Source organism: Bradyrhizobium elkanii WSM2783 (assembly GCF_000472865.1).
GTDB classification, from domain to species: domain Bacteria; phylum Pseudomonadota; class Alphaproteobacteria; order Rhizobiales; family Xanthobacteraceae; genus Bradyrhizobium; species Bradyrhizobium elkanii_A.
In genome coordinates, this window is the sequence record NZ_AXAP01000005.1 from 1 (window position 1) to 22,755 (window position 22,755).

The 22,755-nt window shown below is 63.7% G+C and carries 20 protein-coding genes; 2 read left to right on the plus strand and 18 right to left on the minus strand.

Annotation, left to right across the window (positions count from 1 at the left end; all coding sequences use genetic code 11):
- Positions 1 to 294 precede the first annotated feature (294 nt).
- The 3 genes from YY7_RS0106680 to htpX form a co-directional block, all read right to left on the minus strand.
- A complete protein-coding gene (locus tag YY7_RS0106680) occupies positions 295 to 990 on the minus strand; it encodes a hypothetical protein (RefSeq protein WP_028162554.1) in 696 nt (231 codons plus the stop codon).
- A gap of 131 nt (positions 991 to 1,121) precedes the next feature.
- The gene (locus YY7_RS0106685) at positions 1,122 to 1,322 is read right to left on the minus strand and encodes a DUF2905 domain-containing protein (protein ID WP_028162555.1); all 201 of its coding nucleotides are present in this window, start codon (positions 1,320 to 1,322) and stop codon (positions 1,122 to 1,124) included.
- A 52-nt stretch (positions 1,323 to 1,374) separates the two neighbouring features.
- Entirely contained in the window at positions 1,375 to 2,307 is a 933-nt protein-coding gene (gene htpX / locus YY7_RS0106690) for a zinc metalloprotease HtpX (protein ID WP_028162556.1), read from the minus strand.
- 348 nt (positions 2,308 to 2,655) lie between these two features.
- On the opposite strand from htpX, the gene YY7_RS50920 reads away from it, so the two are divergent.
- Positions 2,656 to 3,972 carry a lytic murein transglycosylase gene (locus tag YY7_RS50920; RefSeq protein WP_035689468.1) on the plus strand — a complete coding sequence of 439 codons (1,317 nt, stop codon included), beginning with the start codon at positions 2,656 to 2,658 and terminating at the stop codon, positions 3,970 to 3,972.
- 159 nt (positions 3,973 to 4,131) lie between these two features.
- A complete protein-coding gene (locus YY7_RS0106700; protein WP_028162557.1) occupies positions 4,132 to 5,235 on the plus strand; it encodes an alkene reductase in 1,104 nt (367 codons plus the stop codon).
- Between the two features lie 362 nt (positions 5,236 to 5,597).
- Here YY7_RS0106700 and YY7_RS0106705 read toward each other — a convergent pair whose 3' ends face one another.
- From YY7_RS0106705 to YY7_RS0106780, 15 genes are all read right to left on the minus strand, one after another.
- Complete coding sequence (locus tag YY7_RS0106705; protein ID WP_028162558.1) at positions 5,598 to 7,340, minus strand: ABC transporter substrate-binding protein; 1,743 nt, start codon at positions 7,338 to 7,340, stop codon at positions 5,598 to 5,600.
- A gap of 123 nt (positions 7,341 to 7,463) precedes the next feature.
- Positions 7,464 to 7,793 (minus strand): DUF2160 domain-containing protein, encoded by a 330-nt coding sequence (locus YY7_RS0106710; RefSeq protein WP_028162559.1) that lies wholly within the window; start codon positions 7,791 to 7,793, stop codon positions 7,464 to 7,466.
- Positions 7,794 to 7,803: 10 nt separating this feature from the next.
- Positions 7,804 to 8,610, minus strand: coding sequence for a carbohydrate ABC transporter permease (locus tag YY7_RS0106715; protein WP_028162560.1), 807 nt, complete (start codon positions 8,608 to 8,610; stop codon positions 7,804 to 7,806).
- Entirely contained in the window at positions 8,610 to 9,512 is a 903-nt protein-coding gene (locus YY7_RS0106720; RefSeq protein ID WP_028162561.1) for a carbohydrate ABC transporter permease, read from the minus strand. The genes YY7_RS0106715 and YY7_RS0106720 overlap by 1 nt, the downstream gene beginning before the upstream one ends.
- On the minus strand, positions 9,512 to 10,597 hold the full coding sequence (locus YY7_RS0106725; protein ID WP_028162562.1) for an ABC transporter ATP-binding protein: 1,086 nt from the start codon (positions 10,595 to 10,597) through the stop codon (positions 9,512 to 9,514). Before YY7_RS0106725 ends, YY7_RS0106720 begins: the two co-directional genes overlap by 1 nt.
- Before the next feature lie 12 nt (positions 10,598 to 10,609).
- Positions 10,610 to 11,689: an ABC transporter ATP-binding protein gene (locus YY7_RS0106730; RefSeq protein ID WP_028162563.1), complete on the minus strand. Its 1,080-nt coding sequence runs from the start codon at positions 11,687 to 11,689 to the stop codon at positions 10,610 to 10,612.
- Positions 11,686 to 13,230 carry a glycerol-3-phosphate dehydrogenase gene (gene glpD, locus YY7_RS0106735; protein WP_028162564.1) on the minus strand — a complete coding sequence of 515 codons (1,545 nt, stop codon included), beginning with the start codon at positions 13,228 to 13,230 and terminating at the stop codon, positions 11,686 to 11,688. The genes YY7_RS0106730 and glpD overlap by 4 nt, the downstream gene beginning before the upstream one ends.
- Before the next feature lie 391 nt (positions 13,231 to 13,621).
- Positions 13,622 to 14,452, minus strand: a complete 831-nt coding sequence (locus tag YY7_RS0106740) for a DeoR/GlpR family DNA-binding transcription regulator (protein WP_028162565.1) — start codon at positions 14,450 to 14,452, stop codon at positions 13,622 to 13,624.
- A gap of 217 nt (positions 14,453 to 14,669) precedes the next feature.
- Complete coding sequence (locus tag YY7_RS0106745) at positions 14,670 to 14,861, minus strand: hypothetical protein (RefSeq protein WP_027582590.1); 192 nt, start codon at positions 14,859 to 14,861, stop codon at positions 14,670 to 14,672.
- A gap of 208 nt (positions 14,862 to 15,069) precedes the next feature.
- On the minus strand, positions 15,070 to 15,423 hold the full coding sequence (locus YY7_RS0106750) for an acyl-CoA thioesterase (RefSeq protein ID WP_196237233.1): 354 nt from the start codon (positions 15,421 to 15,423) through the stop codon (positions 15,070 to 15,072).
- Positions 15,424 to 15,488: 65 nt separating this feature from the next.
- Positions 15,489 to 17,579 (minus strand): 3-hydroxyacyl-CoA dehydrogenase NAD-binding domain-containing protein, encoded by a 2,091-nt coding sequence (locus YY7_RS0106755; protein ID WP_028162567.1) that lies wholly within the window; start codon positions 17,577 to 17,579, stop codon positions 15,489 to 15,491.
- 2 nt (positions 17,580 to 17,581) lie between these two features.
- Positions 17,582 to 18,865: an acetyl-CoA C-acetyltransferase gene (locus tag YY7_RS0106760; RefSeq protein ID WP_028162568.1), complete on the minus strand. Its 1,284-nt coding sequence runs from the start codon at positions 18,863 to 18,865 to the stop codon at positions 17,582 to 17,584.
- A complete protein-coding gene (locus tag YY7_RS0106765) occupies positions 18,865 to 21,132 on the minus strand; it encodes an acyl-CoA dehydrogenase (RefSeq protein WP_028162569.1) in 2,268 nt (755 codons plus the stop codon). The genes YY7_RS0106760 and YY7_RS0106765 overlap by 1 nt, the downstream gene beginning before the upstream one ends.
- Positions 21,133 to 21,384: 252 nt before the next feature.
- Complete coding sequence (locus tag YY7_RS0106770) at positions 21,385 to 22,008, minus strand: flavin reductase family protein (RefSeq protein ID WP_028162570.1); 624 nt, start codon at positions 22,006 to 22,008, stop codon at positions 21,385 to 21,387.
- A gap of 113 nt (positions 22,009 to 22,121) precedes the next feature.
- Positions 22,122 to 22,733, minus strand: a complete 612-nt coding sequence (locus YY7_RS0106780; protein WP_028162571.1) for a TetR/AcrR family transcriptional regulator — start codon at positions 22,731 to 22,733, stop codon at positions 22,122 to 22,124.
- Positions 22,734 to 22,755 lie beyond the last annotated feature (22 nt).

A 22,755-nucleotide genomic window follows, 5' to 3' on the forward strand; every position in this document is an offset into this window, starting at 1 on the left:
CGTCCACCGCATCTCACCGCAACGTTCGTGACGATCGCGAGCCGCCCCTCATCCGCCGTGAGACGCGCGGAGTTAAATCACTGATTTGCCCGACGACGAAAGCGGAATGTTTTTGCGCGGGGGCTGGACGAGGCAAATCACGTTGGAATTGCTGCCGAATTTTTCTCCGCCGTCATTCCGGGGCATCGCGAAGCGATGAGCCCGGAATCCATGTCGCCACCTGCGCAAGTGGATGAATGAATTCCGGGCTCGTCCTTCGGACGCCCCGGAATGACGGAGAGAGCGATGCGCGCTTCACGCAGGCGGTTCATCCGGATCGAGTGCAGCCTCGAAGCGCGTCGATGCATCGCTTGCTTCGCCGGCCGCACCAAACACCGCGGCGGCGGTGATGTCCTTGGCGAGATGGGTGCATTCGAGCCAGACCAGATTGAGCATCAAGGGCGGCAGTTCGCGCGCCTGCTGCATGTTCCTGCAGCGGGCCTCGGCGCCTTCCATGCCCCACCATTGCTGGGCGACCGTCACGACTTTGCGGAAGTTGCGCAAGGTACCCGACGACTTCGCGCGATCGACCTTGGCGAGCTGCGCGCAATGGTTCAGCCAGTTCAGCCCGGCGACGATCGCAATCGCGACATCGTCGACCGCGCGTCCGGTGAAATCGATCACCGTGTCCTCGTGCGGCTGCTGGCGCAGGAAGCCGTCGATCATCTCGGCCTGGCGCGATGGCTCCGTCAGCAGCGCGGAGTCGCGTCCCGGAATCATGGTCAGATAGCGCATCCCTTCCAGCCGCGTGTGGCGCCAGATTTCGCGCGGGCTGGCGCTCGCATCATTCGATTTGCGCTTACAGGCAGGATACACGAGATCGCCGTGATCGGCCTTTTCGAGATATGTCGCGACCACCTTGTCCAGCGCCTGCAACAAGGCGTCCGCGCCGGCCCTGGCGTCCAGGACCTCTTCTGACGGCACCTCTCTGCCCCAACCAAACAAGGCCATGCTTGTTTCCAGCGTGATCCTCTCCTTTTAAGAGTGTAGCACCGGCGCGGCCGATTGCACTGTGCCAATCCGCCGTATTTTCGGCAGAAACGGGGCCGCGGGCGGCAGGATCCAAGGGAACCGGCGCTTTCCTAGCGATTGACGAGCCAGATGATCACGCTCAGCACGATGCTGAGCAGTAGCGATGTCATCAGTGGAAAATAGAACGAATAGTTTGATCCCTCGACACGGATGTCGCCAGGCAGCCGACCGAGCCCGAGCTTGCCGATCACCGGCCAGAGCAGACCGGCGGCGAGGAGCAGCAGTCCGAGGATCATCAGCGTACGCTGCATCCGATGCCTCCAATTCGTAGGGCCGTTTATCAATCCGCCCCACGAATATCGCTTAACCCCACGGTCCGCGCGAAGTGGACGCGCCGCCCCATGGGCTGCGGGAAGGATAGCCCGCCCCGGCGGTAGGTGCAGCACCGCCGCCGAGCTCGGCGGCGAGCTGCTGCAGCGCCGCGACGCGGTTCTCGGTCGACGGGTGGGTGGAGAAGAGATTGTCGACGCCATGGCCCGACAACGGATTGATGATGAACATATGCGCGGTCGCCGGATTGCGCTCGGCCTCGAAGTTCGGCACCTGGTGCGCGGCATTCTCGATCTTCATCAGCGCGGAAGCGAGCCACATCGGCTGGCCGACGATACGCGCGCCGAGATTGTCGGCGGCATATTCGCGGGTGCGGCTGATCGCCGTCTGCACCAGCATGGCTCCGAGCGGCCCCAGGATCATCAGCGCGATCGAGCCGACGACGCCTGGACCGCTGCTGCTGTTGCGGTGGCCACCGAAGAACATGCCGAATTGCGCCAGCATCGAGATCGCGCCGGCGATGGTGGCGGTGATGGTCATCAAGAGCGTGTCATGGTTCTTGATATGCGCAAGCTCATGCGCGATCACGCCGGCGAGCTCCTCTCGGCTGAGCTGCTGCATGATGCCGGCGGTGACGGCGACCGCGGCATTCTGCGGGTTGCGGCCGGTGGCAAAAGCGTTGGGTTGCGCCTCGTCCATCACGAACACGCGCGGCATCGGCAGGCCGGCGCGGCTCGCGAGCTCGGCGACAAGGCCGACAAGCTCGGGCGCGGTGCGCGCATCGACCTCATGGGCGCCGTACATCCTGAGCACCATGCGGTCGGAATTCCAGTAGGTGAATAGATTGGTCGCGGCCGCAACCACCAGCGCGATCATCGCGCCGCTGGCGCCGCCGATGAGATAGCCGATCCCCATGAACAGGGCGGTGAGGCCGGCCAGCAGAAGAGCTGTCTTGAAATAGTTCATCGTCGTTTCCCCTGCGTCGTTGCGGAAAAACCACTGTTGCAGGCGCACCTTAGGTAGGAACTTGCCCATCGCCGCCGCAAGTGGCGAAAGGTGCGTCGGGGCGACGCGGGCGGGCGGAAACAAGCAGGCTTCCTCCCACGTCGTCCCGGCGAAGGCCGGGACCCATAGCCACAAATGGTCGTTGTGGCGCGCGCAAGCAGCCGCACCCTAGCACAACAATGCACGTTTGTGGTTATGGGTCCCGGGTCAAGCCCGGGACCACAGTGGAGTGAGGGATAGCCCGAGCATAAAGCTTCACGTAAGATCATTACTATCTTTCGTAAGCCCATCCCCTACCGGCGAGTTCTGATGTTCAAGACCCGATTTGCGATCGCGGCCGTCACGATGATTGCGGCATCTGCGGCCTCCGCGCAGCAATTGTTGCCGGCACCCACACGTCAGGCACCGGCGGCTGCGCGGCCTGCGGCGGTGCCCTCCTCACGCGCGGCGGCTTGCCACAATGGCCAGAGCTTCGAGCGCTTCCTTGCCGATCTCAAGCAGCGCGCAGTGTCCGAAGGCGTGTCGCAGCAGGCGATCGCGGAAGCCTCGCCCTACCTCGTCTACAACCAGGGCATCGTCAACCGCGACCGCGGGCAGCGCGTGTTCGGGCAGATCTTCACCGAGTTCGCGGGGCGAATGGCCGCGCCCTATCGGATGCAGCAGGGACAGCAGCGCATCAAGACCTATGCAGCGGCGTTCGCGCGCGCGGAGAAGGAGTACGGCGTGCCGCCGGCGGTGATCGCGGCGTTCTGGGGACTGGAGAGCGACTTCGGCGCCAACATGGGCAATCTGCCGACGCTGCCTTCGCTGGTGTCGCTTGCCTATGATTGCCGGCGCTCCGAGATGTTCCAGAACGAGACCATCGCAGCCTTGAAGATCATCGACCGCGGCGACCTTTCGGCCGATGAGATGGTCGGCTCCTGGGCCGGCGAGCTCGGGCAGACGCAATTCCTGCCGACGCACTATTTCAACTATGCCGTCGACTACGATGGCGATGGCCATCGCAATCTCCTGAGCAGCGGGCCCGACGTGATCGGATCGACTGCGAACTATATCGCCAACGGATTGAAGTGGCGGCGCGGCGAGCCGTGGCTGCAGGAAGTGCGCGTGACCGCTTCCAACTTTCCGTGGGACCAGGCCGATCTCACAACCAAGCTGCCGCGTTCAAAATGGGCGCAGCTCGGCGTGACCTATCCGGATGGACGTCCACTAGCGAATGACGACATGCCCGCATCGCTGCTGTTGCCGATGGGACGAAATGGGCCGGCGTTCCTGGCCTATGCCAATTTCGCCGCCTACACCGAATGGAATAATTCGCTGATCTATTCGACCACCGCAGGCTATCTCGCGTCGCGCATCGCAGGCTGCCCGCCGATGCTGCGGCCTTCGGGTCCCGTGGCGCAATTGCCGTTCAACGAGATCAAGGAATTGCAGCAGCTCCTGGTGCGCGCCGGCTTCAATGTCGGCAAGGTCGACGGCGTGCTCGGACAGGCGAGCCGTAGCGCCGTGAAGGCGATGCAGATCAAATATGGACTACCGGCGGATTCCTGGCCGACCGCGGACCTGCTGGCGCGGATGCGCGGGCGCACCCAGCCGACGGAAGCGGCGATGCCGGCCGTTCGTTAGGACGTAAGTCCGCTTCGGGAAATGACGCCTCTGTGACGGACCTGCTCAAGAGGTCGTTCTTGCTGCTCACATCCTGATTTGGAACAAATCCTACTGGGGCATTGCACCCATCGCCGCAATGCACAAGTGTTGGGTATCGTTCATTTCCGGAAAGCCCTCATGAGCCAATCCTCCAAACTGTTCGAGCCCTTCAAGCTTGGTCCGCTGACGCTGCCCAATCGGGCGGTGATGGCGCCGTTGACACGCAACCGGGCGGCACCGTCGAGCTTCGTTCCAAGCCCGCTTGCGGTCGACTATTACGCGCAGCGCGCCTCCGCCGGCCTTCTGATCACCGAGGCGAGCCAGGTCTCGCAGCAGGGCCAGGGCTACCAGGACACGCCCGGCATCTATTCGAAGGAACAGATTGCGGGATGGCGCAAGGTTACCGATGCCGTGCACGCGCGCGGCGGACGCATTGTCATCCAGCTCTGGCATGTCGGCCGCATCTCCCACACCCTGCTACAGCCGAACGGCGGCGCGCCGGTTGCGCCATCCGCGATCCGCGCCAAGACCAAAACCTTCGTCAATGGCAGCTTTACCGACGTGTCCGAGCCCCGCGCGCTCGAGCTCGCCGAAATTCCTGGGATCATCGAAGACTTCCGGCGCGGCGCGGCGAATGCGATCGAAGCCGGTTTTGACGGCGTCGAGATCCACGGCGCCAACGGCTATCTGCTCGACCAGTTCGCCAAGGATGGCACCAACAAGCGCACCGACGCCTATGGCGGGTCGATCGAGAACCGCGCGCGGCTGATGCTGGAAGTCTCCAAAGCGGTGGCCGCGGAAGTCGGCGCCGAGCGCACCGGCATCCGCATCTCGCCGGTGACGCCAGCCAATGACGTCTCCGACTCCAATCCGCAGCCGCTGTTCGATTACATCGTCGATGGGCTCAACGCGCTGAAGCTGGTCTATATCCACGTCATCGAAGGCGCGACCGGCGGGCCGCGCGATGTCGCGCCGTTCGATTACGCGTCGCTGCGCAAGCGCTTCAAGCAGGCATATGTGGCGAACAACGGCTATGATTTCGCGCTGGCGAACAAGGTGCTGGAATCCGGTGCCGCCGACCTGATCGCGTTCGGCAAGCTGTTCATCTCCAACCCCGACCTGGTCGAGCGCCTGAAGAGTGGCGCAGCGCTGAACGAATGGGACAAGGCCACGTTCTACGGCGGCGGCGCGAAGGGATACACGGACTATCCGACGCTGGAGGCCGCGGAAGCGGCGCAGTAAAGCAAGCGCCGTCATTGCGAGGAGCGACAGCGACGAAGCAATCCATGCTGCCGCGCGCGCGGACAGCTGGATTGCTTCGCTTCGCTCGCAATGACGGGTGGAAAGGACGCCGTCTCTCTCCCACTGTCATTCCGGGGCGCGCGTAGCGCGAGCCCGGAATCCATCGGGCAGCAGGCGACGCCGTGAAATGGATTCCGGGCTCGCGCTTCGCGCGCCCCGGAATGACGAAAGGCCGGGATTGCTCCCGGCCTTTTTTCTCTCTCCGTCATGCCCGGGCTTGTCCCGGGCATCCACGTCTTTCCACACGCGCGGCGACGCGTGGATGGCCGGGACAAGCCCGGCCATGACGGCGTTGCAAGAGATCACTTCGCCTCGGCGCGCTTCGGCGGGGTAGCGGGCCACGACTTGATCAGGGTGTCGTAGTCGACCGTCTCGCCCTTCGGCTTCTCGTTGGCGAGCTTGCGCTGCGGCGCGATGGTGCCATCCTTCTCGGCCTTGGCGAACCAGTATTCCGGCTTCTCCTTCTTGTTCAGCTTCGGGCCGCAGGCGCCCTGCACGCCTGATTTCTCGAGCCGCTCCATCACCGAGTCCTGGGCCGCGGCGAGCGCGTCCATCGCCTGTTGCGGCGTCTTCGCACCCGACGACGCATCGCCGATGTTCTGCCACCAGAGCTGGGCGAGCTTCGGATAGTCAGGTACGTTGTTGCCGGTCGGGGTCCACTGCACGCGCGCGGGCGAGCGGTAGAACTCGATCAGGCCGCCGAGCTGGGGCGCGCGCTCGGTGAACGACTTGTCCCAGATATCGGACTCGCGGATGAAGGTGAGACCGACATGGCTCTTCTTCAACGACACCGTCTTGGAGACGATGAACTGCAGATAGAGCCAGGCTGCCTTGCGGCGGTCCGCCGGCGTCGACTTCAACAGCGTCAGCGAGCCGGCATCCTGATAGCCGAGCTTCATGCCCTCCTTCCAGTACGAGCCGTGCGGCGACGGGGCCATGCGCCATTTCGGCGTGCCGTCTGCGTTCATGACGGGAATGCCGGGCTTCACCATGTCAGCCGTGAACGCGGTGTACCAGAAGATCTGCTGGGCGATGTTGCCCTGCGCCGGCACCGGGCCCGATTCGGAGAAGGTCATGCCCTGCGCCTGCGGCGGGGCATACTTCTTGAGCCACTCGAGATATTTGGTGATCGAGTAGACGGCGGCCGGACCATTGGTGTCGCCGCCGCGCTCGACCGACGAACCAACGGGGCGGCAGCCTTCCATGCGGATGCCCCACTCGTCGACCGGCAGACCGTTCGGGATGCCCCTGTCGCCATTGCCCGCCATCGACAGCCAGGCGTCGGTGAAGCGCCAGCCGAGCGAGGGGTCCTTCTTGCCATAGTCCATATGGCCGTAGACCTTGACGCCGTTGATCTCCTTGATGTCGTTGGTGAAGAACTCGGCGATATCTTCATACGCCGACCAGTTCACGGGCACGCCGAGCTCGTAGCCATACTTGGCCTTGAACTTGGCCTTGTAGTCGGGGTTGGTGAACCAGTCGTAGCGGAACCAATAGACGTTGGCGAACTGCTGGTCGGGCAACTGATAGAGCTTGCCGTCCGGCGCCGTCGTGAACGACTTGCCGATGAAGTCGTTGACGTCGAGATAGGGATCGGTGACGTCCTTGCCCTCGCCCGTCATGTAGTCCGACAGCACGATGGTCTGGCCGTAGCGGAAATGCGTGCCGATCAGGTCGCTGTCGTTGATCCAGCCGTCATAGACGTTCTTGCCGGACTGCATCTGGGTCTGCAGCTTCTCGACCACGTCGCCTTCCTGGATGGTGTCGTGCTTGAGCTTGATGCCCGTGATCTCGCTGAATGCCTTGGCGAGCGTCTTCGCCTCATATTCATGCGTCGTAATGGTTTCCGAGACGATGTTGATTTCCATGCCCTTGAAGGGCTCGGCCGCCTTGGCGAACCACTGCAGCTCCTTCATCTGCTCTTCCTTCGAGATCGTCGAAGGCTGGAATTCGCTGTCGATCCATTTCTGGTTGACGGCATCGTCGGCGCGCGCCGGTGCGGCAACGCCCGCGGCAGCCACGAGCAGCGCGGCGGCGCTGGTCATCGCGAGCCAACGGCTCCTGGTCAGGTTCCTTCCTCTCAAGTGTCGCATGGCGGTTCCTCCGGTTATGGCGACAAATTAAAATCCAGGTCCGGGTTGATCCCGGATCTGCTCTTCTTCACTTCCTCAGACGGTGCGGAAAATCACAACGGCCGTGGCAAGCGAAATCAGTGTGGCGAGCCACAGGCTCGAAACCTCGACGCCCTCCTCCCCAATGGGCAGCGTGGTGATGGAGTCGGCGCCGACGAGCCCGATCCAGACGAGATGGATGACGGCGGCGAGCACCAGCGAGATGAAGAGACGATCGCCGCGCGTGGTCGGAATCCTGAGCACGCCGACGCGCTCGGCTTCGGGATAGGCGACCGCGAGCCAGGTCATCAGCGCAAGCGTCATGCCGAGCAGCGCAAAGAAGATCGCCGTCGGCAGCGTCCAGGCCATCCATGCGATACTTTCCATCGGGCGCCTCCTACACGCGGCCGAGCGCGAAGCCGCGCGCGATATAGTTGCGGACGAACCAGATCACGAGCGCGCCCGGGATGATGGTGAGCGCGCCGGCGGCCGCCAAGAGGCCCCAATCCATGCCGGCAGCGGAAACCGTGCGCGTCATCACCGCGGAGATCGGCTTGGCATAGACAGAGGTGAGCGTGCGCGCGAGCAGCAGCTCGACCCAGGAGAACATGAAGCAGAAGAAGGCGGCCACGCCGATGCCGCTTGCGATCAAGGGCACCAGGATCTTGATGAAGAAGCGCGGAAAGGAATAGCCGTCGAGGAACGCGGTCTCGTCGATCTCGCGCGGCACGCTGGAGACGAAGCCTTCGAGGATCCAGACCGCGAGCGGAACGTTGAAGATGCAATGCGCCAGCGCCACCGCCCAGGGCGTATCGAACAGGCCGATCGCCGAATAGAGATTGAAGAACGGCAGCGCAAAGACCGCGGCCGGCGCCATGCGGTTCGACAGCAGCCAGAAGAACAGGTGCTTGTCGCCGAGGAAGCGATAGCGCGAGAACGCGTAAGCCGCGGGCAGCGCCACCGAGATCGAGATCACGGTGTTGATGATCACATATTTCAGCGAGTTGATGTAGCCGGAATACCAGCTTTCGTCGGTGAAGATGCGCATGTAGTTCTCGATCGTCGGCTGGTGCGGCCACAGCGTCATGGTCGAGACGATCTCGCTGTTGGTCTTGAAGCTCATGTTGATGAGCCAGTAGATCGGCAACAACAGGAAGATCAGGAACAGCGAGATGATGAGGCGGCGCCCGGGAATCGTGCCCATCACACAGCTCCCTCTTTTTGCGGGCGCTCGGCGCCGGCATTGGTCATGACGGTGTAGAACACCCAGCAGACGATCAGGATGATGAGGTTGTAGACCAGCGACAACGCCGCGGCCTTGCCGAGATCGAATTGGCCGAGCGCGATCTTGACCAGCTCGATCGAGATGAAGGTGGTCGAATTGCCCGGCCCGCCGCCGGTGACGACGAACGGCTCGGTATAGATCATGAAACTGTCCATGAAGCGAAGCAGCACCGCGATCAGGAGCACGCGGTTCATCTTCGGCAACTGGATCGCGCGGAACACCGCCCAGCGCGAGGCGCCGTCGATCTGGGCGGCCTGGTAATATGCATCGGGAATCGACTTCAGGCCGGCGTAGCAGAGCAGCGCCACAAGGCTGGTCCAGTGCCAGACGTCCATCACGATGACGGTCGCCCAGGCGTCGAACTCGTTGGAAACGTAGTTGTAGTTGATACCCAGGCTGTTCAGGGTATAGCCGAGCAGGCCGATGTCGGGACGGCCGAAGATCTGCCAGATGGTGCCGACCACGTTAAACGGAATGAGTAGCGGCAGCGCCAGGATCACGAGGCAGACGGCGACGGTCCAGCCCTCGCGCGGCATCGACAGCGCGACCACGATGCCAAGCGGGATCTCGATCGCGAGGATGATCGCGGAGAAGATCAGGTTGCGCCAGAGCGAGGCGAAGAAGCGTTCGCCGAGATCGGTCGAGGGATCGAGCAATTCCTTGAACCAGCCGACGCCGTTCCAGAAGAACTGGTTGTTGCCGAACGTGTCCTGCATCGAATAGTTCACCACCGTCATCAGCGGAATGATCGCGGAGAACGCCACCACCAGGAACACCGGCAGCACCAGGAACCAGGCTTTCTGGTTGACCGTCTTGTCCATCACGCAACCCCCTCGACCAGGAGGCTGTCGGCATAGACGTGCACATGCGCGGGATCGAACACGAGCCCGGCCATGTTGTCGGGCACCGAAAATCCCGGCGGCACACGTGCCGCGAATTTGGAATCGCCGACGCGCACCCGCGCAAAGCGGATGCGGCCGAGATCGTCGATCCGCTCGATCGTCGCCGCGAGCAGGCCGGAGGCAGGCGGCGCGATGTCGACGAATTCGGGCCGCACCCCGATCTCGATTTTCGCGTCCGCGGGCAGCACGCCGTAATTGCGGTGCAGGCCGATGGTGTGGCCATCGATCCGCGCTTCGCGCCCATCGACGTGAGCCGGCACGATGTTCATGCCAGGCGAGCCGATGAAATAGCCGACAAAGGTGTGCGCGGGCTTGTCAAACAGTTCGGCCGGCGAGCCGCTCTGCACGACGCGGCCGTCATGCATGACGACGACGGTGTCGGCGAAGGTCAGCGCCTCCGTCTGGTCGTGGGTGACATAGATCATCGTCAGATCGAGCTCGCGGTGCAGCGCCTTCAATTTCGAACGCAACTGCCATTTCAGTTCAGGGTCGATGACGGTCAGCGGCTCGTCGAATAGGATCGCGGCGACGTCAGATCGCACCAATCCGCGGCCGAGCGAGATCTTCTGCTTGGCATCGGCGGTGAGCCGCGTCGCCTTGCGGTTAAGATAGGGCGCAAGGTCGAGCAACTCGGCGATCCGCTTCACGCGCGCTGATATCTCCGCCTTCGGCACGCCGCGGTTCTTCAGCGGGAAGGCCAGATTCTCGCCGACCGTCATGGTGTCGTAGATGACCGGGAACTGGAACACCTGCGCGATGTTGCGCTTCTGCGTCGACAGCGGCGTAATGTCCTTGCCGTCGAACAGGATCTGTCCGCGCGACGGCGTCACGATGCCTGAGATGAGATTCAGCAGCGTGGTCTTGCCGCAGCCGGAGGGGCCGAGCAGCGCATAGGCGCCGCCCTGCCGCCAAGTCATCGTCACCGGCTTCAGCGCGAAGGATTCCGGCGGCGCGTCATTGCCGCTGTAGGAGTGCGCGAGATCGACGAGGTCAATGCGGGCCATACGCCATCTCCCTCAATTCCGGCCAGGGGCTGCGACCAGGCGGTCGGCCAAGTCGAACACGAAGATATCGTCCGGATTGAGCGCCGCGTTGAGCGCCTGCCCGGGCTCATATTCATGCACGCCGTGCAGCACCGCGACCCAGTTGGCGGAACCGTGCTGCAGGTGGACAAAGCTTTCGGAGCCGGTGATCTCGGTCACCGTGACGGTCGCCCGGAAGGTATGGCGGCCGGTAGCGTGGCGGCCGACTTCGAGCTGGTGCGCACGGAAACCGACGCGATAGGCGCCATCGGCAAGGCCCAGATAGAGTCCGGCCGTTGGCGCCTGCATGCCGCCGGGATAGTGCACAGCGCCGTTCTTCTTTTCGATATTGACGATGTTGAGCGGCGGATCGGAATAGACTTGGGCGACGCGCAGCGTCTCGGGCTGCCGATACACTTTTGAGCTGGCGCCGGCCTGCAGCACGCGGCCTTGCCACATGCAGATGGTATCGCCGCCGAGCAGCAGCGCTTCCGAAGGCTCGGTGGTGGCGTAGACGAAGATCGCGCCTGACGCCTCGAAGATGCGCGGCAGTTCGGTGCGCAATTCCTCGCGGAGCTTGTAATCGAGATTGGCGAGCGGCTCGTCGAGCAGCACGAGGTCGGCGCCCTTGACGAGTGCGCGTGCAATCGCGGTGCGCTGCTGCTGACCGCCGGACAATTGCAGCGGCGTGCGCTTCAGGAACGGTTCAAGCCGCAACAGCTTTGCGGCATCCGCCACGCGCTTGTCGATCTCCTCGCGCGGCCGGCCCTGCACGCGCAACGGCGAGGCGATGTTCTCATACACCGAGAGCGAGGGATAGTTGATGAACTGCTGATAGACCATCGCGACCGAGCGCCGGCGCACGTCGATGCCGGTGACGTCCTTGCCGTCGACCAGCACGCGGCCGGTGGTCGGCTTGTCGAGGCCGGCGAGCAACCGCATGATCGAGGTCTTACCTGATAGCGTTGGTCCGAGCAGGACGCTGAGCGTGCCGCGCTCGAGCGTCAGCGAGACATCGTGGATGGCCGGGATGCCGTCCACGGTGCGCGTGACGTGGTCGAGCGAGACGCTCATGGCCGTCCTCCCGCTTCGCGTAGCGGACGTTCGCCGGACAGGCCATGAGCGGCGATCCATTCGTCGAGCGCCGATATCTCGGCGGCCGACATCCTCAAACCCAATTTGGAGCGGCGCCAGACGATGTCTTCGGCGGTCAACGCCCATTCGTTCGCCATCAGGTACCTGACTTCGCTCTCCGTCAAGGTGGCGCCGAAGGACTTTCCGAGATCGCCGATCGATTCCGCGCTGCCGAGTACTTTTGTCGCACGCGTGCCGTAGGCGTGTGCGAGCCGGCTCGCATGCGCCGCCGACAGGAACGGATAGTCGCGCACCAGTTCCGCAGCGAGCGCGTCGACCGCGGAGACATCCATCTCGCCACCGGGCAGCGGCGCCTTGCCGGTCCAGCCCTCACTGGCTTTTGCACTGGGCAAGTAGGGCGCAAGCCGCTCCAGCGCTTCTTCGGCCAATCGCCGGTAGGTCGTGATCTTGCCGCCATAGATCGAGAGCAGCGGCACGCCGCCGGGCGTATCGAGCTCGAACACGTAGTCGCGCGTGGCGGCCTTCGCCTCGCTCGCGCCGTCATCATAGAGCGGGCGCACACCGGAATAGGTCCAGACAACATCCTCCGGCTTCACCGGCCTCGCCAGATACTCGCTGACGGAGGCGCAGAGATAGCTGATCTCCTCCTCCGTCGCCTTCACCTTGGCGGGGTCGCCGTCGTAGTCGCGGTCGGTGGTGCCGATCAGCGAGAACTCACCCTGGTAAGGAATCACGAAGACGATGCGGCCATCCGCGTTCTGGAAGATGTAAGCGCGGTCGTGGTCGTAAAGCTTCTTCACGACGATATGAGAGCCCTGCACAAGCCGCACTTTTGCGCGCGCGTTGACGCCGGCGCCCGAAGCAAGCACCTCCTCGACCCAGGGACCGCCGGCATTGACCAGCGCCCGCGCCCGCACCGTCCGCCGCGCGCCGCTGCCGTCGTCCTCGACCGTGACATTCCAGAGACCGTCGGCCTGCCTGATCTCGACGGCACGGGTGCGCGTGCAAATCTCTGCCCCGCGATCGGCCGCATCGCGCGCGGTCAGCACGACCAGCCGCGCGTCGTCGACGAAGCAGTCCGAATACTCGAACCCTTTGACGTAGCGATTCTTGATCAGGGGCTTGCCGACCTCGTCGCGGGTGAGGTCCACCGTCCGTGTCGGCGGCAGCAGGTGCCGGCCGCCGATGTGATCGTAAAGGAACAGCCCGAGCCGGAGCAGCCAGGCCGGGCGCAGGCCGGCGTGGTGCGGCAAAACGAAACGCAGGGGGCGGATGATGTGGGGCGCGATCTGCCAGAGAATCTCGCGCTCGATCAGGGCTTCGCGGACCAGGCGGAACTCGTAATATTCGAGGTAGCGCAGCCCGCCATGCACGAGCTTGGTCGACCAGGACGATGTCCCGCTCGCCAAGTCATTCATTTCACAGAGAAAAACGGAACTACCCCGCCCCGCCGCATCGCGCGCGATGCCGCAGCCGTTAATGCCGCCCCCAATGATTGCGAGGTCGAAAATCCGATCCAACAGACGCTTCCCCGGCCACGAGCGTTCGCTTTCGGCGATTTCGCTTTCGGATTGGATTAGATCACAAAGGAAAACGAAAGCAAACCGAAAATGGGGAACCGGGGGTTCACGACCTGGGGATGGGGGGAGTTGAAAGGCGAAATCGGGGCCACATCCTTCGAGACGCGCGTTCCGCGCTCCTCAGGATGAGGATCTGGCGGCCGGCAACGAAGCAAATCCATGCCTCCGCAAGCGGCGAGATGGATTGCTTCCGCCTTCGCTCGTTGAGCTACGGCGGACAAGTCGCTCCGCTCGCAATGACGGGGGGGAGAGAGCGGCGCGCTCGCATCTATCCCCTCACCCTGAGGAGGCCGCGAAGCGGCCGTCTCGAAGGGTGAGGCCACCGGCGGTGCTAGACGCTTCGCAGTGTCACCGGTGCGGGCTCAGGCGCCGTGTCGTCGATATCGGCGGCGGGCTTATCCATCGCCACGACCACCTCGATGCCTCTGCTGTGGCAGATGTTGGCGAGTCCTGCCGGCAATTCGGTGTCGGTAATAAAAGTCTGGATCTGGCTGATATGGGCGATGCGGACCGGGGCGCTGCGGCGGAGTTTTGTTGAGTCCGCCACCAGCATCACGTTGCGGGCGTTGGCTATGATGGCCTGGGCGACCTGGACTTCGCGATAGTCGAAATCCAAAAGCGCGCCCTCCTCGTCGATCGCCGACGCGCCGATGATCGCGTAGTCGACCTTGAACTGGCCGATCAGTTGCGTCGCGGTCGAGCCGACCACGGCGCCGTCGGCGCGCCGCACGGTGCCGCCCGCCACCACCACCTCGATGCGGGGATGGCGGTACAGCAGCATCGCGACATTGAGGTTGTTGGTGATGACGAGCAGACCCTCATGCGAGGTCAGCGCGCTCGCGACCTCCTCCGTCGTGGTGCCGATGTTGATGAAGAGCGAGCAGCCGTTCGGAATGCGCGCCGCAGCCGCTGCCCCGATCGCCTTCTTCTCCTCGGCGGCGACGAAGCGCCGCGCCTCATAGGCAAGATTTTCCACGCCGGATGCGATGATCGCGCCGCCATGGATGCGCGTCAGCGAACGGCGGTCGCAGAGATCGTTGAGGTCTTTGCGGATGGTCTGCGCAGAGACTTCGAAACGTTTTGCCAAGTCTTCCACCATCACGCGGCCAAAGGCGCGCGCGAGGTTGAGGATTTCGGTCTGGCGATGGGTCAATATGGGCACGGCGGCACCTTGAGCGCGCGGAACGCTCTATCGTGCGGCGGTTTGGCGCTGCGGTCAACGCGGGAGATCGTCTCCTCCCGTCGTCCCGGGCTTGACCCGGGACCCATAACCACAGGCCTTTGTTATGTGCTCCGCTGCAACCGCTTGCTTGCGCCACAACAACTCCCTGGGGTTATGGGTCCCGGGTCAAGCCCGGGACGACGGGAGATCCTGGAATCTACGATGCCAGCTTCAGCTCGCCGTCGGCGAGGCGGCGGGCGGCGCGTTCGGCTTCGCGGGCGTTGCGGAAGACGTGGCCTTCGAGCCGGTTGAACTGATGACTGGCTGCGAAGAAGCGATAGCCACGCTCATCGCGTACGACGATTCCGGCCGGATTGGAGCCGACTTCGATTATGTAGGTATCAGACATTCCCAGTCCCGATTGAAGTGCGGGCCAATAACGGGAAGAGAGCCTGATTGTTCCTCAGGCCTCGCCGCCGTGTCATGCGAAAACCGATGCTTGGCGCCACGAAATGACCGCACTTGCTCGGCCCTCCGAGCACCGAATCACCTGCTTTCGCGAGAGGTGGGATACGAGCGGCTGATAACAATCATGTGTAAGCGATGAGACGTCCCGGTTACGTGGCGAGCGTCGCGCCATCGCGCTGGATCGGCTGCGGATTGCCGTGGTCGTCAATCGAGACGTAGGTAAAATTGCCGTCGGTCACCAGGATCGATTGCCGCTCTTTCCGTCGCAGCACCCAGGCTTCGAGATGGACGGTGATCGAGGTGCGACCGATCCGCACAAGGTTGGCGTGCACCGAGACGAGATCGCCGACATAGACAGCTTTACGAAAATTCATCGCCTCGATCGCGACCGTCACGGTGCGCGATCGCGCGACCTTCGAGGCGAACACGCCGCCACCGAGATCCATCTGGCTCAGCAGCCAGCCGCCGAAGATGTCGCCATTGGCGTTGGTATCCGCCGGCATCGCCAGCGTGCGGATGCAGAGATCGCCGTGCGGCTCGTTTTGTGCCAGCGGAACTTTGGTGTCAGTCACTTGAAACTCTCCCAGCCGGCGTCGGGCGCAAAACGGCCGCCGAATTTTTGCTCGAGTGCCTGCAAGGTAGACACCACATTCTCGACACCCCGGGTGCGGGCATAGTTCAGCGGACCGCCGCGGAACGGCGCATAGCCGGTGCCGAAGATCATGGCGCCGTCGACCACGTCAGCATTATCGACGATCCCCTCGCGCAGGCAGGCGACGCAGACGTTCGACATCGGCAGCACGAGACGATCGATCATTTCCTGTGTCGGTTCGGTGGCCAACGCCGGAGCTGTTTGCTCCCGCTTGCCGTCCTTCCAGACGTAAAAGCCCTTGCCGGTCTTGCGGCCGAGCTCGCCCTTCGCGACCTTCTCGCGCAGCCACGCCGGTGTCGGCGGCAAGAGGTCGCCGAATTTCGAGCGCAGCATGTCGCCGACATCGAGGCAGATATCGAGGCCGACCTGGTCGGCAAGCTCGATTGGGCCCATCGGCATGCCGAACTTCTTTGCCGCCGTATCGATGACTGATTTGTCGACCTTCTCGTCCAGCAGCAGCATCGCTTCCAGCATGTAGGGCGTCAGCGCGCGGTTGACGACGAAGCCGGGCGAACTCTTCACGGGCAACGGCAGGCGGTCGATGGCGCCGACGAAAGCGAGCGCCTGCTTCAACAGCTCGGCGTCGGTGCCGTCATGGCTGACGATCTCGACGAGCTGCAATCGCGAGACCGGATTGAAGAAGTGCAGACCGAGCAAGCGCGCGGGCTTTTCCAGCGTCGCGCGCAGATCCTGCAGCGGAATGCTGGAGGTGTTGGTCGCAAGAATTGCGCCCGGTTTCATCTTCGGCTCGATGCCGGCATAGACCTTCTGCTTCAGCTCAAGCTTTTCCGGCACCGCCTCGATGATGAGATCGGCATTACGCACGCCCTCGCCATCCATGTCCGGGATCAGCCGATCATGCGCGTCGCGCACCTCCGTGCGCTTGCGGATGATCTTCCCATAGAGATCATTGGCGCGTTTGATCGCGCTTGCGATCGGCTCCGGCTTCATGTCCGACAGCGTGACGCGCAGATCCTGCCCGGCGCACCAGGCGGCGATATCGCCGCCCATCGCGCCGGCGCCGATGACGTGGACATGTGCGATCGTGTTGCCGCCTCCCGCAAGCTTCTTCATCTGCTCGCGCAGGAAGAAGACCCGGATCAGGTTCTGCGCGGCCGGCGTCACCATCAATTCGGCAAAGGAACGCTTCTCGGCCGCAAGCATCGCCTGCTTCTCGCTGCCGTATTTTTCCCATAGGTCGATCAGCGCGTAGGGCGCGGGATAATGCGCCTGCGGCGCGGCCTTGGCGGCCTCGCTGCGCATGCGGGAGGCGAGGAAGCCGCGCACCGGGCCGAAGTTCAGGAGCGTGTTGACCGGCCCGGGCCTGGCGCGCTTCATGCGGCCGAACACGGCGTCCTTCACCGCGTTCCTGACATGACGCTCCTGCGTTACCGCATCGACCAGGCCGAGCGATTTGGCGCGGCGCGCATCGATGGTCTTGCCCGTCAGCATCAGGCTCATCGCCTGCATCGGGTTGACGAGCTGCGTGAAGCGCGCAGTGCCGCCTAAGCCAGGATGCAGGCCGAGCATCACCTCGGGAAAGCCGAACCGCGCGCCATCAATGGCAATTCGCGACTGGCAGGCCAGCGCGACTTCTAGGCCGCCGCCGAGGCAGAAGCCGTGGATCACGGCGACCGTCGGCACGCGCAGCGCTTCGAGCCGGTCGATCACCGCATGCGCTCGGCCGATCTCGGCTTCGACCAGGCGCGCATCGCTGGCGCCGCGGAATTCGTTGACATCGGCGCCGGCGATGAAGCCGCTTGTCTTCGCCGAGCGGATGACGAGGCCGGTCGGCCGCTGGCTTTCGAGCGCGGCCAGCACCGCATCGAATTCCTCGAGCACCTCGGCGTTCAGCGTGTTGGCGCTGGCGCCTTCACGGTCGAACAGGAGCCAGGCGATGCCGTCGCCATCGCGCGTCAGCTTGAAATGCTTGTAGGGACCGGCTTCCGGCGCGGGCCCGAGTTCGAGCACGCGGTCGGCAAGGACGTTCATGATCTGCGAATCCATGATCACACCGTCTCTATCAGCATGGCGCCGCCCTGCCCGCCGCCGATGCATTCGGTGGCGATGCCGCGCCGCGTGCCGAGCCGCTTCATGACGTTGACGAGATGCAGCACGATGCGGTTGCCGCTGGTGCCGACGGGATGGCCGAGGCTGATCGCGCCGCCATCGACGTTGAGCTTCGCACGATCAATTTCGCCCGCCGCGCCGTCGAGACCGAGGATCTCGCGACAGAATTTTTCATCGTTCCAGGCCGCAAGGCAGCCGAGCACCTGCGTCGCAAAGGCCTCGTTCAACTCCCAGGTCTCGACGTCCTGCAAGCTCAAGTCATTGCGCTTCAAGAGCGCGGTCGCCGAGAGCACGGGTCCGAGCCCCATGATGCTAGGATCAAGCGCGGCCCACTGGCTGTCGAGGATGACGGCCTTCGGCTTCAGCCCGTGCTTGGCCACCGCCTCCTCGGAAGCGAGGATAACCCAGGAAGCGCCGTCGGTGATCTGCGAGGAATTGCCCGCGGTGACCTGGCCCCATGGGCGCTCGAACACCGGCTTGAGTTTTGCCAAGGTCTCCGGCGTCGAGTCCGGGCGGACGCCGTCGTCGTGATCGTAGAACCTGCCGTCGCGCGAGAACGAGGTCTCGACTTCGCCCTTCAGCCAGCCTTCGGCTTGCGCTTTCGCTAGACGGCGGTGACTCTCTGCGGCGTAGGCATCCGATTGTGCGCGGGTGATGCCGAAGAGATGACTGACGACCTCGGCGGTCTGGCCCATGTTGAGCTCAGTGATGGGATCGGTCAGCCCGCGCTCCAGGCCGATGATCGGCTTGAAATAACCGGGACGGAGCTTGAAGAAGGCGGCGATCTTCGCACCCATGCCCTTGGCGCCGGCGAGGCCAGCGAACCAGCGCACGCCGGCATTGGGCCACACCAGAGGCGCGTGGCTAAGCGCCTCAGCGCCGCCGGCAAGGATGAGATCGGCTGTGCCTTCGCGAATATAGCGGTAGCCAGTATCGATCGATTGCATGCCGGAGCCGCAATTGATTTGCACGGTGAAGGCGACCATCTTCTCGCCCATGCCGAGCCGGAGCGCGGCGACACGCGCCGGGTTCATCTCGTCGGCAATGACATTGACGCAGCCGAGGATCACCTGATCGAAGGCATCGGGCGCGAACGGCTGCCGCGCCAATAGGGGCCGGCCGCATTGCACGGCAAGGTCAACAGGCGTGAACGGTCCTGGACCGGAGCGCGCCTTCAGGAACGGCGTGCGGCTGCCGTCAACAATAAAGACCGGTCGCGCCATCAGCTCGCAGCCCTCTGCTCTCCCAATTCCTGGAAGAACTGATGCACGTCGGCGCCCTTCCTGTAAATCGGCGACAGCGCCTCGGGCGCGAAATCGTCGACCTCGATCACCGCGGCGACCGCCGCGTGGGCGGCTATGAGCTTGTCGGCATCCGATTGGGTGATGACGCCCTTTTTCACCGCTTCGTGTGGATCGCGCAGGCGTGCGGCGCGCATGTGCCTGGAGATATCCTCGGTCGCGGTGAACAGGCGGAAGGCCTTCTCCAGCCGCGCCACACCGCCGTCGTCTTCGACGAAGGCCAGATCGGGCGTGATGCGATCGCGCGCGGCCGACGGCTCCAGCACCAGCGCGGCGCATTGATGCACGACGCGGTCGGAAGGCCCGAGCACGCGCGCCCCGAACGGCTGGATCAAGAGCTTCAGGAAGCCTGCAATGAAGCGGTTCGGCAGGTTGGCGAGGATCTCCGCAAAACGGTTCTCGATGGTCTTGAAGCCGCTCGCCATGCACCATTCGAGCGCGGCGAAATCTTCCTTCTGTCGGCCTTCATCCTGCCAGCGCTTGAGCGCGGCGGAGAGCAGATAGAGCTCGGAGAGGATGTCGCCGAAACGGGCCGAGAGCATCTCCTTGCGCTTGAGCGCGCCGCCGAGCGTGAGCAGCGCCATGTCGGCGCAAATCGCAAAGGCCGAAGAGTAGCGCGAGAGCTGGCGGTAGAATTTCGTGGCGTCGCCCGCATCGGGAGCCGGTGCGAACAGGCCGAAGGTCCAGCTTCGCCCCATCGCGCGGAACATGGTCTTGAAGGTATGGCCGATATGCTTCCATACCGCCTTGTCGAAGGCGTCCAGGCCCTTGGCACGGTCGGCTTCGCCGAGCGCGGTCATCTCCTCGAGCAGATAAGGATGGGCGCGGATCGCGCCCTGGCCGAACACGATCAGATTGCGAGTGAGGATATTGGCGCCTTCCACGGTGATGCCGACCGGCACCGCGCGATGCAGATTGCCGAGATAGTTTTGCGGGCCGTCGATCACGGCCTTGCCGCCATGGATGTCCATGGCGTCGTCGATCGCGATCCGCATCCGCTCGGTGGCGTGCAGTTTCATGATGCCGGAGATGACCGCGGGATGATGGCCGGCGTTCAGCGCGGCGCAGGTCAATCGCCGCGCGGCATCGAGCAGATAGGCGGTGCCGACGATGCGGGCGAGCGGCTCCTCGACGCCTTCGAACTTGGAGATTGAGATGCCGAACTGTTCGCGGATGCGGGCATAGGCGCCGGTGGTGCGCGCGGCATAGGCGGCGCCGGCCGCCGACAATGACGGCAGCGAGATGCCGCGGCCGGCGGCGAGCGCGGTCATCAGCATCTTCCAGCCTTGTCCAAGGCGCTCCTTGCCGCCGATGATGTAGTCGAGCGGGATGAAAACGTCGTGGCCCCGGTTCGGGCCGTTCTGGAACACCTGCATCGCCGGCAAATGGCGGTGGCCGATCTCAACGCCGGGCAAATGGGACGGGATCAGCGCGACCGTGATGCCGAGCTCTTCCTGGTCACTGAGGAGATGATCGGGATCGTAAGCCTTGAAAGCGAGACCGAGCAACGTCGCAACGGGTCCGAGCGTGATATAGCGCTTGTGCCAGTTGAGGCGCAGGCCGATCACCTCAACGCCCTCGAAATTGCCTTTGCAGATGATGCCGGTGTCAACCATCGAGGCCGCATCCGATCCTGCTTCCGGGCTGGTGAGGCCGAAGCAAGGAATGTCGTGGCCGGAGGCCAGACGCGGCAGCCATTTCTCCTGCTGCTCTTTGGTGCCAAAGCGCATCAGCAGCTCGCCGGGGCCGAGCGAGTTCGGCACCATCACGGTGACGGCGGCGGTCAGCGAGCGCGAGGAGAGTTTTCGCACCACCTCGGAATGCGCATAAGGCGAGAAGCCGAGGCCGCCGAATTGCTTCGGGATGATCATGCCGAAAAATTTTTCGCGCTTGATGAAGTCCCAGACCTCGCGCGGCAGGTCGCGCCACTCCCAGAAGATCTTCCATTCGTCGAGCATCCTGCAGAGCTCGTCGACTGGGCCGCCCAAGAAGGCCTTTTCCTCGTCCGTGAGTTCGGCTTGGGGATAGGCGAGCAGCTTCGACCAATCGGGATTGCCACTGAAGAGGTCGGCATCCCACCAGACGTCGCCGGCTTCCAGCGCCTCGCGCTCGGTGTCCGACATGGTCGGCATCACGCCGCGGGCGAACCCAAAGATCGGCTTGGTGACGAAGTCGCGACGGAAACTCATGGCGGTATCCTCATGATCGGCGGCGCGTTCCAGCATATTTTAGCGGAAAGTGGCCGACAGAAGTGAACACTTCGCTGGCAAATTGGCGCGAATTGACGCGGTCGATATAACGACCGAAGCGCGGTGCCAGTTCCCGGGATGAGCTTCGTAGCCCGGATGGAGCGCAGCGCAATCCGGGGTTATCTCGCAAACGGATTCGATTATCCCGGGTTGCGCTGCGCTTCACCCGGGCTACGCATCTACGCGTCCCACCTAATCCGGGCGGACCATCTCGAACATGGCCTCAGGCCGGATCTCGAAATAGTCGCCGCGGCGGCCGGCGCGGACGATGGGGCGCGCGGCGGCGGTCTGGTAGACGCCGTCCTTGATCATGGCCTTATCGATGTGCACGGCGACGACTTCGCCGAAGGTCACCCAGGCCGGCACCTTGTCGCCGCCCGCGTTCTGGAGCTGGATGATCTGGGTCAGCTTGCACTCGAAGGACACCGGGCTCTCCGCTACTCGCGGCACGTTGACGATCTTGCTCGGGGCCGCCGTCAAGCCCGCGACCGAGAACTCGTTGACGTCGTGTGCGACATGGGCGGCGGTCGCGTTCATCTGCTTCGCCAGGTCCATGGTGGCGAGATTCCAGACGAACTCCTTGGTCTCCTGGATATTGGCAACACTGTCCTTCCAGGACGTGGAGGAGAAGCCGATGATCGGCGGGACGTAGCAGAATCCGTTGAAGAAGCTGTAGGGCGCGAGGTTGACGTGGCCCTTGGCGTCGCGCGAGGAGATCCAGCCGATCGGGCGCGGGGCGATGATGGCGTTGAAGGGATCGTGCTTGAGGCCGTGGCCGTTCTTCGGCTCGTAATAATGCAGGTCTTTCGCGGTCACGCTGAATTCCTCGAGGATACGGCGTCATTCCGGGATGGTCCGAAGGACCAGACCCGGAATCTCGAGATTCCGGGTTCGATGCTTCGCATCGCCCCGGAATGACCAGGATGATGTCAGTTCGTCAACTTACCACGCGGCGAGAGACCCGCGATCACAAAATCGATCATCTGGTCGATGGTCGGGCCCGGCTTGGTGGCGCATTGGGCGATCATCTGCGGATGGAAGAAGCGCATCATCGCGGTGCAGGCGCAGAGCGAGGCGAGGTGCACGTCCGGAACGTCGAATTCGCCGGAGGCCGCCCCCTGCCCGATCACCTGGCCGATGGTGGAGGCGATCATCTCCATATGGGCGATGCAGACGTCCCAATCCTCCTGCATCGCGATCTCGACCATCTCGTGCAGCTTGGAGTCGCCGACATAGCGCTCCGTGTTCATGCGGTTGACGGTCTTCATCAGGTCGCGCAGGCGCACAGTCGCCGGGCCCGGCAACCGCACGATCCGCTGCGCCTCGACCTCGACCTCGCCCATCAGCGTCCGCGCCACGCCCTCGTGGATCGCCTTCTTCGAATCGAAGAAGCGATACACGTTGGCGGGGCTCATCCGGAGCTCCTTGGCGATGTCGGCGACCGTGGTCTTCTGGTAGCCGATCTGACGGAACAACCGTTCGGCCACCACGAGAATCCGCTCCCGGGTGTCACTTTCGATATGTTCCGAAACCAGCGTCATCTGTGAGGACTCAATTATGCGT